Annotated in this window: 10 protein-coding genes and 1 pseudogene; 7 read left to right on the top strand and 4 right to left on the bottom strand. The window is 43.9% G+C overall.

The genetic code is table 11. The annotated features are described in order from the left end of the window. Positions 1–198 precede the first annotated feature (198 nt). Together AB6F11_RS07510 and AB6F11_RS07505 are read left to right on the top strand one after the other, a co-directional pair. Entirely contained in the window at positions 199–894 is a 696-nt protein-coding gene (locus tag AB6F11_RS07510) for a sulfite exporter TauE/SafE family protein (protein ID WP_017066352.1), read from the top strand. A 12-nt stretch (positions 895–906) separates the two neighbouring features. After that, entirely contained in the window at positions 907–1659 is a 753-nt protein-coding gene (locus AB6F11_RS07505) for an SDR family NAD(P)-dependent oxidoreductase (protein WP_017061222.1), read from the top strand. Positions 1660–1810: 151 nt separating this feature from the next. Here AB6F11_RS07505 and AB6F11_RS07500 read toward each other — a convergent pair whose 3' ends face one another. Next, on the bottom strand, positions 1811–4243 hold the full coding sequence (locus tag AB6F11_RS07500) for a response regulator (RefSeq protein ID WP_102393383.1): 2433 nt from the start codon (positions 4241–4243) through the stop codon (positions 1811–1813). A gap of 88 nt (positions 4244–4331) precedes the next feature. On the opposite strand from AB6F11_RS07500, the gene AB6F11_RS07495 reads away from it, so the two are divergent. Further along, positions 4332–5090, top strand: a complete 759-nt coding sequence (locus AB6F11_RS07495; protein WP_019823349.1) for an ABC transporter substrate-binding protein — start codon at positions 4332–4334, stop codon at positions 5088–5090. Between the two features lie 174 nt (positions 5091–5264). On the opposite strand, the gene AB6F11_RS07490 is transcribed toward AB6F11_RS07495, so the two are convergent. Together AB6F11_RS07490 and AB6F11_RS07485 are read right to left on the bottom strand one after the other, a co-directional pair. After that, positions 5265–5825, bottom strand: a complete 561-nt coding sequence (locus AB6F11_RS07490; RefSeq protein ID WP_050643559.1) for an NADAR family protein — start codon at positions 5823–5825, stop codon at positions 5265–5267. Between the two features lie 189 nt (positions 5826–6014). After that, entirely contained in the window at positions 6015–6209 is a 195-nt protein-coding gene (locus AB6F11_RS07485; protein ID WP_017061218.1) for a hypothetical protein, read from the bottom strand. Positions 6210–6394: 185 nt separating this feature from the next. Here AB6F11_RS07485 and AB6F11_RS07480 point away from each other — a divergent pair. Beyond that, positions 6395–7282, top strand: a pseudogene (locus AB6F11_RS07480) (ABC transporter ATP-binding protein). Then, positions 7279–7797, top strand: a complete 519-nt coding sequence (locus tag AB6F11_RS07475) for a hypothetical protein (protein ID WP_017061216.1) — start codon at positions 7279–7281, stop codon at positions 7795–7797. Before AB6F11_RS07480 ends, AB6F11_RS07475 begins: the two are co-directional and overlap by 4 nt. Before the next feature lie 380 nt (positions 7798–8177). Here the strand turns inward: AB6F11_RS07475 and AB6F11_RS07470 are convergent, their stop codons facing one another. Continuing rightward, positions 8178–10157, bottom strand: coding sequence for a replication initiator protein RctB domain-containing protein (locus AB6F11_RS07470; RefSeq protein ID WP_102393384.1), 1980 nt, complete (start codon positions 10155–10157; stop codon positions 8178–8180). 1261 nt (positions 10158–11418) lie between these two features. Here AB6F11_RS07470 and AB6F11_RS07465 point away from each other — a divergent pair. Together AB6F11_RS07465 and AB6F11_RS07460 are read left to right on the top strand one after the other, a co-directional pair. Further along, entirely contained in the window at positions 11419–12636 is a 1218-nt protein-coding gene (locus tag AB6F11_RS07465) for a ParA family protein (protein ID WP_017061213.1), read from the top strand. A 5-nt stretch (positions 12637–12641) separates the two neighbouring features. Beyond that, a complete protein-coding gene (locus AB6F11_RS07460; protein WP_017065141.1) occupies positions 12642–13616 on the top strand; it encodes a ParB/RepB/Spo0J family partition protein in 975 nt (324 codons plus the stop codon). Positions 13617–13734 lie beyond the last annotated feature (118 nt).

Here is a 13734-nt window from a genome sequence, read left to right as displayed (position 1 = left end):
GGGCCAGTACATCAGCCCAAGTCTCATCCCCGATCCAACAAACTGCCTGACCCAATCCAATCGTCGATCTGGCTCTATTCAAAACTCTTAGGTGTGAATAGATTGAAAGGCAGACGAGACAGGTCTCATCGAACGCTAATTAACGCAGCAGCAATATCAAAAGCAAAGAGGTGAGCAAGAGTGGAATTAGGATTAGCGATGACATTGATTCTGTTTGCAGGAGTAGTTCGAGGCTATTCAGGATTTGGGTTTGCGATTATCGTAGCGCTTTCCCTCAGCTTTATTGTTCCACCATTGCAAGCGGTAACCATCGCTATCTTGTTGGACTTTTTAAGTGCCTTTCCTCTGCTCAAGCGAAGTAAAACCACCATCAATATCCGGCTTATTGCGCCGCTGTGTATTGGCATGTTGGTTGCGGTGCCTTTCTCGCTGTATTTCATTAGCACGATATCGGAATCAGGCTTGAAGGCCTTTATCGCGATGATGTCTTTGGTCGCTAGCACGCTGATTATTTTGGACTTACGCCTCACTTGGTTGCACCAACGACACGCGTTTTGGGCGGGAGCCATTTCGGGGTTTAGCATGACCACCGCTTCTTCAGGAGGTCCGCCATTAGTGACGTATTTGATGAACCTGACCATTAAAACCAGTGAACAGAGAGCCACCGCGATTGTGTTTTTTCTGCTGAGTTCAGCGATTTCACTGATCGGCTTCATATGGATTGGCGCATTTAACCAAGAATCGTTCATCACAGGTTTATGGCTATTACCGGCAGCTTTGATTGGCAATGTACTGGGGCAAAAACTGTATCTATCAGTACCGAACTTGTCTGCAAAAACAACGACCGCGCCGATTTTGATCGGCATGGCACTACTTATGTTAATTTCAAATTAGAAGGATGTATTTATGGATAAGATAGCGTTCATTACAGGGGCAACCTCTGGTTTCGGCAAAGCGGCAGCAAAACGTTTCGCAGAAGATAACTGGTCGTTAGTGCTGTCTGGTCGTCGAATCGAAAGGCTACTCGACCTAAAGGAAGAATTAACGGTGCCTGTGCATGTAATTCAACTCGACGTTCGAGACGCAGACGCCGTAAAACAAGCCATTGATTCATTACCCGCTGAATTTTCATCGATTACCGCATTGGTCAATAATGCTGGGTTAGCTTTGGCACCAGAAGGCGCGCCTGATGTGGACTTGAAAGACTGGCACACTATGATCGATACCAATGTCACAGGCTTGGTTAATGTTACTCATGCGCTGTTGCCTACGTTAATTAAAAAAGGCGCAGGAAGCTCAATCATCAATGTTGGGTCAATCGCCGGACAGTGGCCTTACCCAGGAAGCCATGTGTATGGTGCCAGCAAAGCGTTCGTAAAGCAGTTCAGTTACAACCTACGTTGTGACTTACAAGGCACAGGGGTACGAGTGACTGACCTCTCCCCTGGTATTGCAGAAACGGAATTTACTCTTGTAAGAACTAAAGGTAACCAGACGGCTTCAGACAACCTTTACCAAGGCACTACACCGTTGTCAGCAGAGGATATTGCCGAGCAGATGTTTTATATCGCAACCTTGCCAGATCACATCAACATTAACCGAGTCGAAGTGATGCCGACACGCCAAGCATGGTCTGCGTTCGCAATCGATAGAGATTAAGTTCAAACCGACACATACAAAAAAGGTGGTCTTTTCAGGCCACCTTTATCATTTCTTTCACACGATACTTCAAATATAACCAACGGCATAAAAGACTATGTCTAATTCGCCTCATTACTCTTTTAATGAAAGTAAGATTAGAGATACTCAACTAAACAATTTGCTGCTCATGTTCTTTGTTTGATTCCGTCTCTTTCGACAAGAAACTCGCTACGATCTCTCTCAGTTTGCCTTGGTTAACCGGTTTAGGTAAAAACTCATCCATGCCTACATCGAAGCACAAATGCTTGTCTCGCTGCACGACGTTGGCCGTCAGCGCAATGATTGGAATATGCTTTGCAGCCCCTTCTTCGAGCGCTCGGATCTGCTTGGTCGCTTCGAAGCCATCGAGAACCGGCATCTGACAATCCATAAAAATCATCTCGTATTCGTTGACTTTGAATTTCTCGACACCAATTTCACCGTTGTCGGCAATATCAACCTCAAAGCCAAGCTTCTTGAGCATCATCTTGGCGACTTGTTGGTTTACTCGCGAGTCTTCAACAACTAAAACTGTACCACTAAATTCTCCGGCAACTGCGACAGGTTTTGACTCTGCTTGAATTGGAGCTTGTTTATCGGCTGGTGTGGCGTTTACAGAGACAATGGGAGCATCTTTAACAACCGCTGCAGGTTTACTTAACGGCACAGGTTCATTGTCTTTAAACGCAACCTCTCCTCTGTTCGGATAGGTAAAGACTGAAGTATCAGCCGCTCTCGCGAGTACCTCACTGATGGTCCATTTAAGCTGATTATCTTGGTAAGGACGCGCAATGTAGGCAACAAAACCGACTTGTTTAGCACGAGCTTCATCTTGCTTTCTAGGGTCAGCAGAGATCATCACTAACTTGGGACACTCGCTACCAAAGCGTTCAACTAAGCTTCTCGCCAGTTGAAAGCCATCAACGGACGGCATTACTTTGTCTATCAGAACGAGAGCATAAGGTGATGACTGAGCCACAGACTCTGAAACCAACTCTAACGCTTGGTTTGCCGTTTCACAGCACTCAGACTTAACGCCAAAGGATTGAAGCTGTGTAGACGTTATACGCATGTTCAGCTGGCTATCATCCACAAGCAGAACCGAAACCTTATTGAAATCGATATTGCTTTCATCGGCTTCTAAACACGGGTCAAAGTCAGCCGTAAAATAGAAGGTACTGCCTTTACCTTCAACACTGGTGAGTTCAAGCTTGCTGCCCATCAATGTCACTATCTTCTCGCATATTGTTAGACCAAGCCCTGTGCCTCCATAAATACGAGTGGTACTGCCGTCGGCTTGTTGAAACTTATCGAACACCGATTTCTGTTTGTCTTCTGCAATACCGATACCGCTGTCGACAACCTCGAACCTCACTCTGAGTTTTTGCTCAGGCTCAACCACCTCTTCCAAACGAAGCGAGAGCGTGACGTGGCCATGCTCGGTAAATTTAATCGCGTTGCCTACTAAGTTATTTAGGACTTGTCTTAGTTGAGTACCGTCGCCAATCACCATGGTTGGGATCTTAGGGTCGATCGCTAATTGGAATCGAAGCCCTTTCTGTTCGGCTTTCACTCGAAAGATTGATTCAACGTCGGCCGCAATGCCCATCATTTTCATCGGCTCTTGCTGAAGCTCTAGTCGCCCCGCTTCGATCTTCGAGTAATCGAGAATGTCATTGATTAAGTCGAGCAAAGTAAGCGAAGAGGTATTGAGCATGTTGATGTACTCTTTTTGCTCTTTCGGCATATCCATTTCAGAGAGCAAAGACGATAACCCGATAATCCCATTCATTGGGGTACGGATTTCGTGACTCATATTGGCAAGGAATTCACTTTTATTGCGGTTGGCCACCTCAGCAACGTCTTTGGCTTTTTCCAGCTCTTGATATTGTTGACGAATACGTTCTACCGATCGGTTATAGCTACTCTCTAGAGTCGATATCTCATCTTTGTAAGTAGAGTGAGTTGGCGTTATAAAGCGCGGTTTGTTGTCTTCGACCTGTTGCTGGTTGATTTGGGAAGACATGGTCATCAAACGTTTTACGACAAGACGATAGACGATGGTTAAACATACCAGAGACAACAAGAAGATTTTAACGGCTTCGAAGGCGAGCAACAATAACACTCGTTCTTCAAAGTCATCTAGGATCATGCTCAAGTCTGATTGAACCGTGAGCGTCGCCAACGGGAAGTCTGTGCCGCCCATCTGGTGCACCATTTCCCAAGACTGAGAATAAGATTGGCCTTCGGTCTTTTGACCTAACTCTAGAATTTTTTCATCGGGACTTTCGATAAGAAGGTAACTGACCGAAGGGAGGCGAGAGATGCCTTCGGCTTGCACAAACAATTGCTCTCGATCTTCAACCCACAAACTGGCCGTTAAACCAGAAAGGTAGCCAGCCTTGACCTGCTCGATCTGAGAGCTGATAAAAGAAACTCGACTTTGGTACTCTACATACAACCCGAGACCTGTCACTATAACTGTGAATAAGGTACTGATCGCTATTATCATCCCGATCAACTGTCGGGAGAGCCCAACGTAGCGTTTTCCTTTTGTCACCATACAAAAATTACCATTATTGTTATCCTAGCAAACTACAATTACTCAACTAGTATAATAGTAGTCATTCATCAAATAACTAGGGAAGGTTATGAAAAAACATCTTATCGTTGCATCCATAGTCAGTTTGTTTTCAAGCAGTTATGCTTCTGCAAGCGAACCTCTTCACTACTACATTATTGCGAGCCAAGCGCAACCTTTTCAAATCGAAACTGACGGGTCATCTCACAGAGGAATCGTTTCAGATATTGTGGAAGCCGTGTTTGATGACAGCCAATATGAGATCAACTACCACACCTACCCTTTTAATCGAATGATCGACAAGCTCGATGCGAGAGAGAACCCAAACTGGGTTACCTATGGCAGCCCTAGTTGGGGGAATATTCAATCTGCGAACCTATCTGAAGACCCGATTTACAATGTAAAACACGTATTACTCAGCAGCGGTAAAAAGCCATTTGAGTTCAATACAATCGATGATCTCGATGGGAAAGCCGTGGTATTGCTAAAAGGATTTGAGTACCCGAATTTGGAACCTTATATCCAACAAGGCAAGCTCAACGAGATTCGAGTAAAAGATTACACTGCTGCGTTTCGTGTCCTGAACCGAGCACCTGGCGACACCGTGTTTGTGGAAATGGAATCACGAATCAAATACAACCTAAACGAACAAAAACTGAGTATTGATGATTACCAGATGCAAGAGTTTGGTTCTGTCATCAATAACTACCCTATCCATTTGGCGTTTGACCCTGAGATGGATCCTAAACTGCAAAGCTTCATCAACCAACGCCTAGACCAAATGAAAGACGATGGACAGCTTGACGACATCGTACAGAGTTACTTATAGCACCAGCGTAACTTAGAACTTAGCAACGGATAGCTTAGTCACGTACGTTAACTCTCGTTGATGCCTGACTCTCTAAAACCGAAAAGGCCGCCCTGCTTCATACTAGATAGCAGGGCGGCCTTTTAAATGCGTCTAAGGGGTAATCATAAGCATGCCGCTATCTGAATCGACGAATCAGTGCGAAGCAATTAAATGCAGTTGCTGAGTGCGAAGCTGGTGACGCACTGCCATCAGAATCTTACCCAAATGGTTCTCGCCGGTTCCATCGCCGCCATCGCCCCAGAAGTGGTCTTTGTGCGAATGTTCTTTGATCACCGAATCTCCGGTATTGGTAAGAAACAGCGCAAACTGTGGATTCTGTCTGAACTTCTCCGTCACAATAAACTGCATCACTTCAACACGAATGTCATACCAATCTTCGCGAACTTGGTCTTCGTAGTCACGACTTAAAGAGAACGCTTCAGCAGGTGTACTGGCTTCCAAAATGGTATTACGTAGCGCTTCGGAGGCAAACTTCATCGCTTGATAATAATGTTCGCTGGTTGCCCAAACTTGATCACCTACCTTGATAGGACAAGCGGCAAAATTTGACAGGTATCCGTTCGGATCTTCGGGTTCGTAAAACAGCACTTCTTTAGCTTGAGCCACAGAATTAGACATAGCCTTCTCCTTACCAACGACATCGCATATTTTTGCTTTAACTTTAAAATTAGTGGCGTTGAATATGACTGTCAAACAACTTAGCTCAAGAGTATGCCATGTGCGTGTTTTTCATCTGAAAAGCGTAATATCAAAAGGGTTGGGCTAAACAGAACAGTGAGCCAAAGAATCAAGGAGTTGATTAAATCTGGATAGGAAACATGAAAAAACACTTATAAATCAAAGGGTGGCGTTGTGCCACCCTTCTAAATGCAATGGGGATTATTAGTGAATAAGACCTAGCTCCCTCGCTTCTTCCAGACTCAAACCGCTTTCTCTAATTTCTCTTAGAGTCTCGATACGACGACGAGCTTCAGCAGACTTCATTTTCTTTTCTGGTTTGAAAGATACTTCTTCTTCAGCATCCCACTTGTTTGCAATATTTGTCATTTCATCATGGTTGATAGAATTAATGGACATGTTTTCCTCCGAAAAGCACCATGTAATGGACAGGTAATCTGTAGCAAATGCTTTTTCGCTTGTTAAGAAATTCTGTACTGAAGTGTGATGATTCCGACGCTTCACAAAGCTAATTAATAAATGCCTCATTTAAACTTTGCCAAAGCCATTTTCTGCAATTATATTTAAAAGATTCCCCATAAGAAATGTGGTTTGATCCAACTCTCATTTTCCCCTCTTTCAATGCAATCAAATCCGTTAGCTTTCACATAGGCTAAGGCGAGATTTTCGGCTTAGCCGGAGAATCAGGCTGCGGGAAAAGCACCTGCGCACGATTGATGACCAAGGTTTACCCTGCGACAGAGGGAGAGATACTGTTCAAAGGCAGAGACATCTCTACGCTGAAAAGCCGTAAAGATATCTTGGATTATCGCAGCCGTGTGCAAATGGTGTTTCAAGACCCCTTTGGTTCACTTAATCCCACTCACACCATTGAGCACCATTTAGCGCGCCCACTTAAGATCCATAAACAGGTAGCCACTAAACAGGCTCTCACAGAACGCCTCAAAGAGTTATTAACTCTGGTGGAGTTACCCATCGAAACGCTCGCCAAATACCCGCACGAGCTCAGTGGAGGCCAAAGACAGAGGGTTAACCTAGCGAGAGCACTGGCCGTTGGCGCTGAGGTTATTCTTGCTGACGAACCCACCTCGATGTTGGACGTTTCGATTCGACTTGGCGTGTTGAACCTGATGCAAAAAATGAAGCAAGAGTTGGGGATTGGCTTTTTGTACATAACCCACGATCTTGCCACAGCACATTACATCGCAGAAGAGACAGCGGTTATGTACAAAGGACAGATCGTCGAATGGGGATCAACCCAGTCGATCTTAACCAATCCACGACACCCGTACACTAAGTTGTTGATCTCTGCCGTACCAGATCCCGATCTGCCATTTGGCGAACTCGTCAAAAATGAGCCAAACTATTCAATAGACGCTGATCGTATTCGAGAGCAGAGCAGTGAAATACAGCATGAAATCAAACAAGTTTCTGATAATCACTTTGTAAAACAGTGGGATAACGTTGCATGAATGAACTAGACACTTGGTTAGAGCGGATCGGAGATTGGTACAAAGACCGAAAGCATGATCAAGTGGACCGGTTAGAACCTTTGATCTTAACGCCTCCAGATGCGCTCTGGGGGCCATTGATCACAGATGAGCAGAGCAAAGGTATCGCATGTTGGCTAGACGGATGCCTGAGAATCTTTACTTTCTATCGCCACCTCGCGGATTCATCGAATCCGGAGTTGGCTTCGCAGGAGGCCAGCAGCTCAAGCCATCAAGATAAAGCCTACCAATACCTAATGTTTGCCTACAGTAAGCTGCAAGCGGTGTCATGTGACCCAAAATCAGAAGCAGGATTGCAAGAGTGGTGTACACAGCGGCTACAACACTTGTGTGTATTGGCTTTGGAGTTTACGAACCAACAGCAAGAACCACGTTGGAAAGCAGAGTCTGAAAAATTGATCGAGTCGCATGTACGCTTTATGGCAACCCATCCCCGAAACGATGATCAAGGCATTATTCAACGCCATCTCCACTGATCAAGCCCTTCTCGATCAAGCATCAAATCAGAATCTCACCAGAGCTAGATCCGTAGAAAGCATGATCGAGCCTTGATCATGCTTCGGCGTTTAACTCTGTAAGCTATTGAATTTTAATGATTGACTGAATTTTAGGCAAAAAAAAGCGAGTCCCTTGGGAACTCGCAAAAATCTATTCAGTATGATGTAACAAAATATGAGCCAATCTATTAATCACAAGAAAGGACAAAGGTTGTCTATTCGGGATAAATAATAATCAACTAGATGCGCTACTTTGTCATCACTTTGTCAGCGTTAGGTGCGATTTTAATCAGCACCTAATGTGTTCAAAACTATCCATTCAGCGACGGTAAAACAGGCTTATCGCGATAGGATAATGACTAGTGGCCAATCGCCATTTCATCGAGCGCAAGGAACACGTTTTCGTCTAAATGACCTTCATGAACTTGTTTACACACTTTACGACGCACCGCTAAACCAGAGATCAAACGTTCAATGGACAGATGTCGATTGCTGGTGCTATCTCGGTCGTTATATAGCTCAATCAAGCGACTCAGTGTTTCGTATGGGATAACGTCCTCCCCTACTCTCAACCAATCAAGCTTCTCAATGAGCTCTGAGCACTCTTCTTTGATTGAGGCATGTGAGTGCCCTGTCATAGCAGATAAAGCCGTTATGCTGCGTTCTAGAGCCTCTGCAGAGGTATATTTAGAGAGAGTAATCATGATCTCGTCAGCGTTGATCTCAACAGAGTGTTTACGCTGCTTAACTCGACGTCCCAATTTACCTCTTGGCGACGGTGCTTTACGCTGAATTGGCTCAAACTCACCGTCGATAATCTCAGACAGCTCTTCCAGTTTCTGCTTAGACACCATTTCGTTACGAAGTGGGTTCGGCAGCGTTGGTGCCATATTACGCTTACCCGCGTTAGTGGTACGCGCTCTTGAGTAACGTAAGACCTCTTCCACATTACATTTGATATCTACCTGATAATCGGTCGTTTTCCCTTTTTCGATCAACGCGGTGATCGTCAAGTGATAACCCCAAAGATTAACCAGGAAGGTATCTTCTTGCTCCCCGACTTCACCCAGCTTTCTGAGCTCGCGGATCAGATCCATCGAGAAACGACGCCAATCGATGTTACGCGCCAATTTCTGGTTGAGCTCACTGAGCAACATGCTATCTGAATGACGACGTGCCATGCGGCTTCTAAAGTACGAATACATTTGGAAGACCAAGGTATGTTGCTTCAGGATTTCTGGCGGAAATAGGAAGAAATAGTCACGTGTCAGCAGCTCTTCGTAGAACGAAGGCTCCCAAACCAGGATGTATAGGTTCGGTTTAATGCGAATTTCGCCGTCAGAGCCTTCTGTAGGCGCTTCTTCCGATGCGGTAATGGTTCTAGCTAAGAATCGGAAACGATCACTCTTAAAGCCTTCTGGCATGTTCTCACTAAGCCAACGGCCTGTAAGCTCGTGCAGTTGGAAATCCGTGAATTCGATACGATCAATACTGTCGCGGATAGAATCACGTGCAGGGCCGCTGTCTTTCTTGCCACGTAAAGACAAAATATCAGTGATGTAGAGTGGTGTTTTGTTTGGCGTGTGTTTCGCGTCTAGATGGTAATCATCTTGGTGATGATCATGATATTGAACGGTGAGAGTGAATAACGCGAATAGCGTCATCAGATCGTCAACGGTCATGATATTTTTAGAAGATCGTGTCTCGATCACAGCGCGAGTGCCAGAGATCGAAACCATGGATTTCTGGTAGCTCTTACGAGTTCTAGGTGGCGCTAACGCTTGATCAATAATCCCCGCCCAATTGGTTGGCGAAACAATGAATTGATCCGCTTCATCTTTCATCGTTGGTGGGGTATTCAACCCATGTTCATTCAGTAAGCGCTTGTTTACTTTGGTTTGAGCTAGGGCTTTAGAGCGCTTTTGCTTTTCATTTTGCTTCACGCTTTCTGTCACTAAGCTGGTGGCACCCAGCACCGATATCAATTGGTTTGGGTTCACAAAGCGATGCAACATGGTTTTACCAGCAAGGCCTTCTTCAAAGCGAACGGGGATTTGTTTGAACAATCCGATATTAACTGCAGCTCTCAGCCTTTGCTGCAAGGCTGCGCGAGTGACTTGACCATCGGTTGATTCAATAATCTCAGTGGTGGAAACGTACCCGTCTTTACTGCTAAACCCACGAAGTGAAATTAGGTTAAGAAGCTCAACTATGCTTTTGGTGACACCTTTGAAGTGTTGATATTGTTCTATCCATTCAACGGCTATTTCAGATACCTCAAATAAATGACCATCTTTGTGGCTTCGTGCCTTAATTAACAATTTCTCTTCTGGTTTCATTTTTGATCCGTATCACACTAACCGTAATTTCACTATAGTTCCTGAATGATAAAGAAAGAATGATCATAAATAAAGAGAATTTATTGGCTTTTAAATAACTGATCTTTTTGATTAATATGATCTTAAATGATTAAGTGATCTAATGATCTGGACGTAAGTTTGCTTATAAGTGGCTGAATTTAAAGCATTAAAATAAATCGCCTTGGAAAGCATGATCATAAAGGTTCCGAAACTATGATCATTAAACTTAAGAAAGCATGATCACAGAACATCAGAACGATGATCATTAAGTCATTGTAAGTATGATCATTATTGGTTCGAAAGCATGATCATTATACTTATACAGCTTATCCACAGATCGGAATTCAACATCGGTTTCTAAGTCGCTTTTGACTTGTCTAAGTGGACACTTGTGGTGGCCAATCTATCGGAACAATGATCAAGAGAGCATACTTTTTTATCGTTCCTACCCTATTGAGTGCAAAATTTAGTCTGTATCCGCTGGAAATGGATTGCTTTGATGTATTTAGAGCGGGTGGGTCTTAACTAGGAAGCATGATCATGAAATTGTCATGTTTGTGTATTCTTGGTCTGTGTCGATTGAATTTTCAATCATTGAGCCCTTATAGGCGTTGAATCCCCATTCCAAAAGCATTTGTCCGTAACTTAGTTCATAAATTACATGCTTCCGGAACTATGTTTACTTGATCATTTTTCCGGAGGTTGATCATTTTCAATGTGCAGTTGCTCGGATCAATATTGCTCAGTTTACGCCTTGATCATGCTTCATAATTTGGCGTTATCAATTATCTTACACTGGATGTGCTCCATGATCATTTTTCCGGTTAGGTTCCAATCCTCTGTTGTTTTTTGACACCCCATCTTCTCTTCTGTTTTGAATTTTTTGGTCATTGAGTGTTTTTTAATTTTTATTGGATTGAAAATCTATAAATTCGAATGCAAATCACACCAACCGTAATCTACGGTTGTATTTCAATCGTTCCGAAGGTTTTTCGTTGAAATTCCATTTACATTGTAAATAAGTGATGCTGTAACATTTAAAATGTAGACTAGAAATAGCATGGTTATTACATGATAGAAGCAGTCATTTTTGTGTTTGTCTAAGGCGATGTTTCATCAAATTGTAAAAATGCGGTCTATTTTATGTGATTTTACTCATAAATGTATGTTCATGTTTTTGTTGTGTTTGTTGTTAATCGCTGTACAATTTGTACTTAGTTAATCATTACGGAAACTGGCAATGAAAAGAGAACAAACGATTGATAAGCTCTATCAGCTAGCCGAACAAACTCAACAAGTTCAGGCTGACCGAATTGAGATTATTTTGGAAGAGCGAAGTGATGAACATTTCCCTCCAATGTCTAAAGCTATGATGGAGACTCGTTCTGGTTTAACGCGTCGTAAGCTCGATGAAGCGATCACTAAACTTGAAGCTGATGGCCATCAGTTCACAAAGAACAACGCTAATCATTACTCGATTTCATTGACAGAAGCTCACATGTTGATGGACGCGGCAGAAGTGCCGAAGTTCCATGAACGTAAGCAGCACGCTGACAATAAGCCATGGATTATCAACGTACAAAACCAGAAGGGTGGTACGGGTAAATCAATGACAGCAGTTCACTTAGCCGCTTGTTTGTCTCTGAATTTGGATAAGCGCTACCGTATCTGTCTGATTGACTTGGACCCACAGGGCTCTTTGCGTCTGTTCCTAAATCCACAAATTAGTGGGGCAGAGCACGACAGCATCTATTCTGCCGTCGATATCATGTTGGACAATGTGCCTGAAGGCCAAGATGTCGATCTAGAGTTTCTTCGTAAGAACGTACTATTGCCAACTCAGTATCCAAACCTGAAGACAATTTCTGCTTTCCCAGAAGATGCGATGTTTAACGCTGAAGCGTGGCAAAGCCTTTCACAAGATCAGTCACTTGATATTGTTCGTCTGTTAAAAGAGAAGCTTATCGACAAAATCGCCGATGACTTCGATGTGATTATGATTGATACCGGCCCGCACGTTGACCCTCTAGTATGGAATGCAATGTACGCGTCGAACGCACTTCTGATTCCATGTGCAGCTAAGCGTTTGGATTGGGCTTCAACGGTTAACTTCTTCCAGCACTTACCAACGGTTTACGAAATGTTCCCGGATGACTGGAAAGGGCTCGAATTTGTTCGTCTAATGCCAACCATGTTTGAAGACGACAACAAGAAACAGGTGTCAGTTCTGACTGAAATGAACTACCTGTTGAATGACCAAGTAATGATGGCAACCATTCCAAGAAGCCGTGCTTTTGAAACCTGTGCCGACACTTACAGCACGGTTTTCGATCTAACGGTGAGCGACTTTGAGGGCGGTAAGAAAACTCTAGCTGTTGCTCAAGACGCAGTACAAAAAAGTGCTCTAGAATTAGAGCGCGTATTACATAGCAACTGGCCTTCACTTAATCAGGGATAACAACAATGGCAATTAAAACATCTGACTTAAATGCAAAGCTATTTGGTAAAGCAAACAAACGTCGCGTAGCAACACCACAAGAAGCGCAAACAGCGGCAAAAGAACAGGCTCAAGTGATTGAGCTTTCTGTTGCTGGCGAAGATTTGGTTTCATTTGAATTGGTTCGAATTCCTGCGGCTGAAGTGGCAACTCGAACGGTTGTTTTTGAAGAGAATGCTCGTGAGCAATCTTTCTTAAACGAGCATGCGCTTTCTGATGTTCTTACAACATTGAAAGAACGTGGTCAGCAATACCCAGCAGTTGGTCGTAAGAACAAAGACGGTAAGATTGAAGTTCTTGATGGTAGCCGTCGTCGTATGTCATGTATTTTGGCTGACAAAGAGTTCCTAATCTATGTTGCTGAAAACATTAACGGCGAACACGCTAAATTCCTATCAGACGTAGCTAACGCTCATAAACCGCTTTCTCTTTATGAGAAGGGCAAAGAGATGCAAGCGAAGCTAGATAAAGGCGAAGCTGAAGACCAGAAAGCACTGGCGAAAATGTTCCAGTGCAGTGAAGCTTTGGTGAGTGGTGCATTGAAAGCAGCCGCTTTACCACTTGAATTGCTACAAGCTTACCCAAATGTGAGCGACCTTGGTCGTCCAACCATTGTTAAACTGCACAAGCAGTTTGGTGGATTGACGAGTGAACAGCAGCAAACACTGCTGACTAAGTGTGATGCTTCTGAAGGTTTTGTATGGCAGCGTAGCGAAGCTCAAGGCGTAACTCGTCTAACCAAAGACGTGACAGAAACTTTGGAAGGTTGGATTCTTGAATTGGCGCCAGCGCCAGCGAAGAAAGCTTCTCCAAAAGTTGAGCTTATTAAGGGCCGCGCATCATACAGCCGCAAGGGTTCAAACTTGGCGTTGAACCTTAAGAAAGTTGATGATGCAACAATGGAAGAAATCCTCGCCTTCGTTCAATCGAAGCTCGACTAAGTCGACGACTTTTCATTACTCCTCTAAAGCCGCTTAATGCGGCTTTTTATTGGTTCATCGCGGATTAGCGGGAACTAAAAACAAAAACGGTAGTAAGTGATATGGTTTAGTCGCCAAA

The organism is Vibrio sp. 10N.247.311.14 (genome assembly GCF_041467715.1).
Classification (GTDB): Bacteria; Pseudomonadota; Gammaproteobacteria; order Enterobacterales; family Vibrionaceae; genus Vibrio; species Vibrio crassostreae_C.
The sequence above is the reverse complement of the archived record's forward strand: the minus strand, read 5'-3'. Positions and strand labels throughout refer to the sequence as shown.

Coding starts and splice junctions, on each gene's coding strand:
- AB6F11_RS07510 (WP_017066352.1), top strand. CDS start 199: ATGACATTGATTCTGTTTGCAGGAGTAGTTCGAGGCTATTCAGGATTT.
- AB6F11_RS07505 (WP_017061222.1), top strand. CDS start 907: ATGGATAAGATAGCGTTCATTACAGGGGCAACCTCTGGTTTCGGCAAA.
- AB6F11_RS07500 (WP_102393383.1), bottom strand. CDS start 4,243: ATGGTGACAAAAGGAAAACGCTACGTTGGGCTCTCCCGACAGTTGATC.
- AB6F11_RS07495 (WP_019823349.1), top strand. CDS start 4,332: ATGAAAAAACATCTTATCGTTGCATCCATAGTCAGTTTGTTTTCAAGC.
- AB6F11_RS07485 (WP_017061218.1), bottom strand. CDS start 6,209: ATGTCCATTAATTCTATCAACCATGATGAAATGACAAATATTGCAAAC.
- AB6F11_RS07475 (WP_017061216.1), top strand. CDS start 7,279: ATGAATGAACTAGACACTTGGTTAGAGCGGATCGGAGATTGGTACAAA.
- AB6F11_RS07470 (WP_102393384.1), bottom strand. CDS start 10,157: ATGAAACCAGAAGAGAAATTGTTAATTAAGGCACGAAGCCACAAAGAT.
- AB6F11_RS07465 (WP_017061213.1), top strand. CDS start 11,419: ATGAAAAGAGAACAAACGATTGATAAGCTCTATCAGCTAGCCGAACAA.
- AB6F11_RS07460 (WP_017065141.1), top strand. CDS start 12,642: ATGGCAATTAAAACATCTGACTTAAATGCAAAGCTATTTGGTAAAGCA.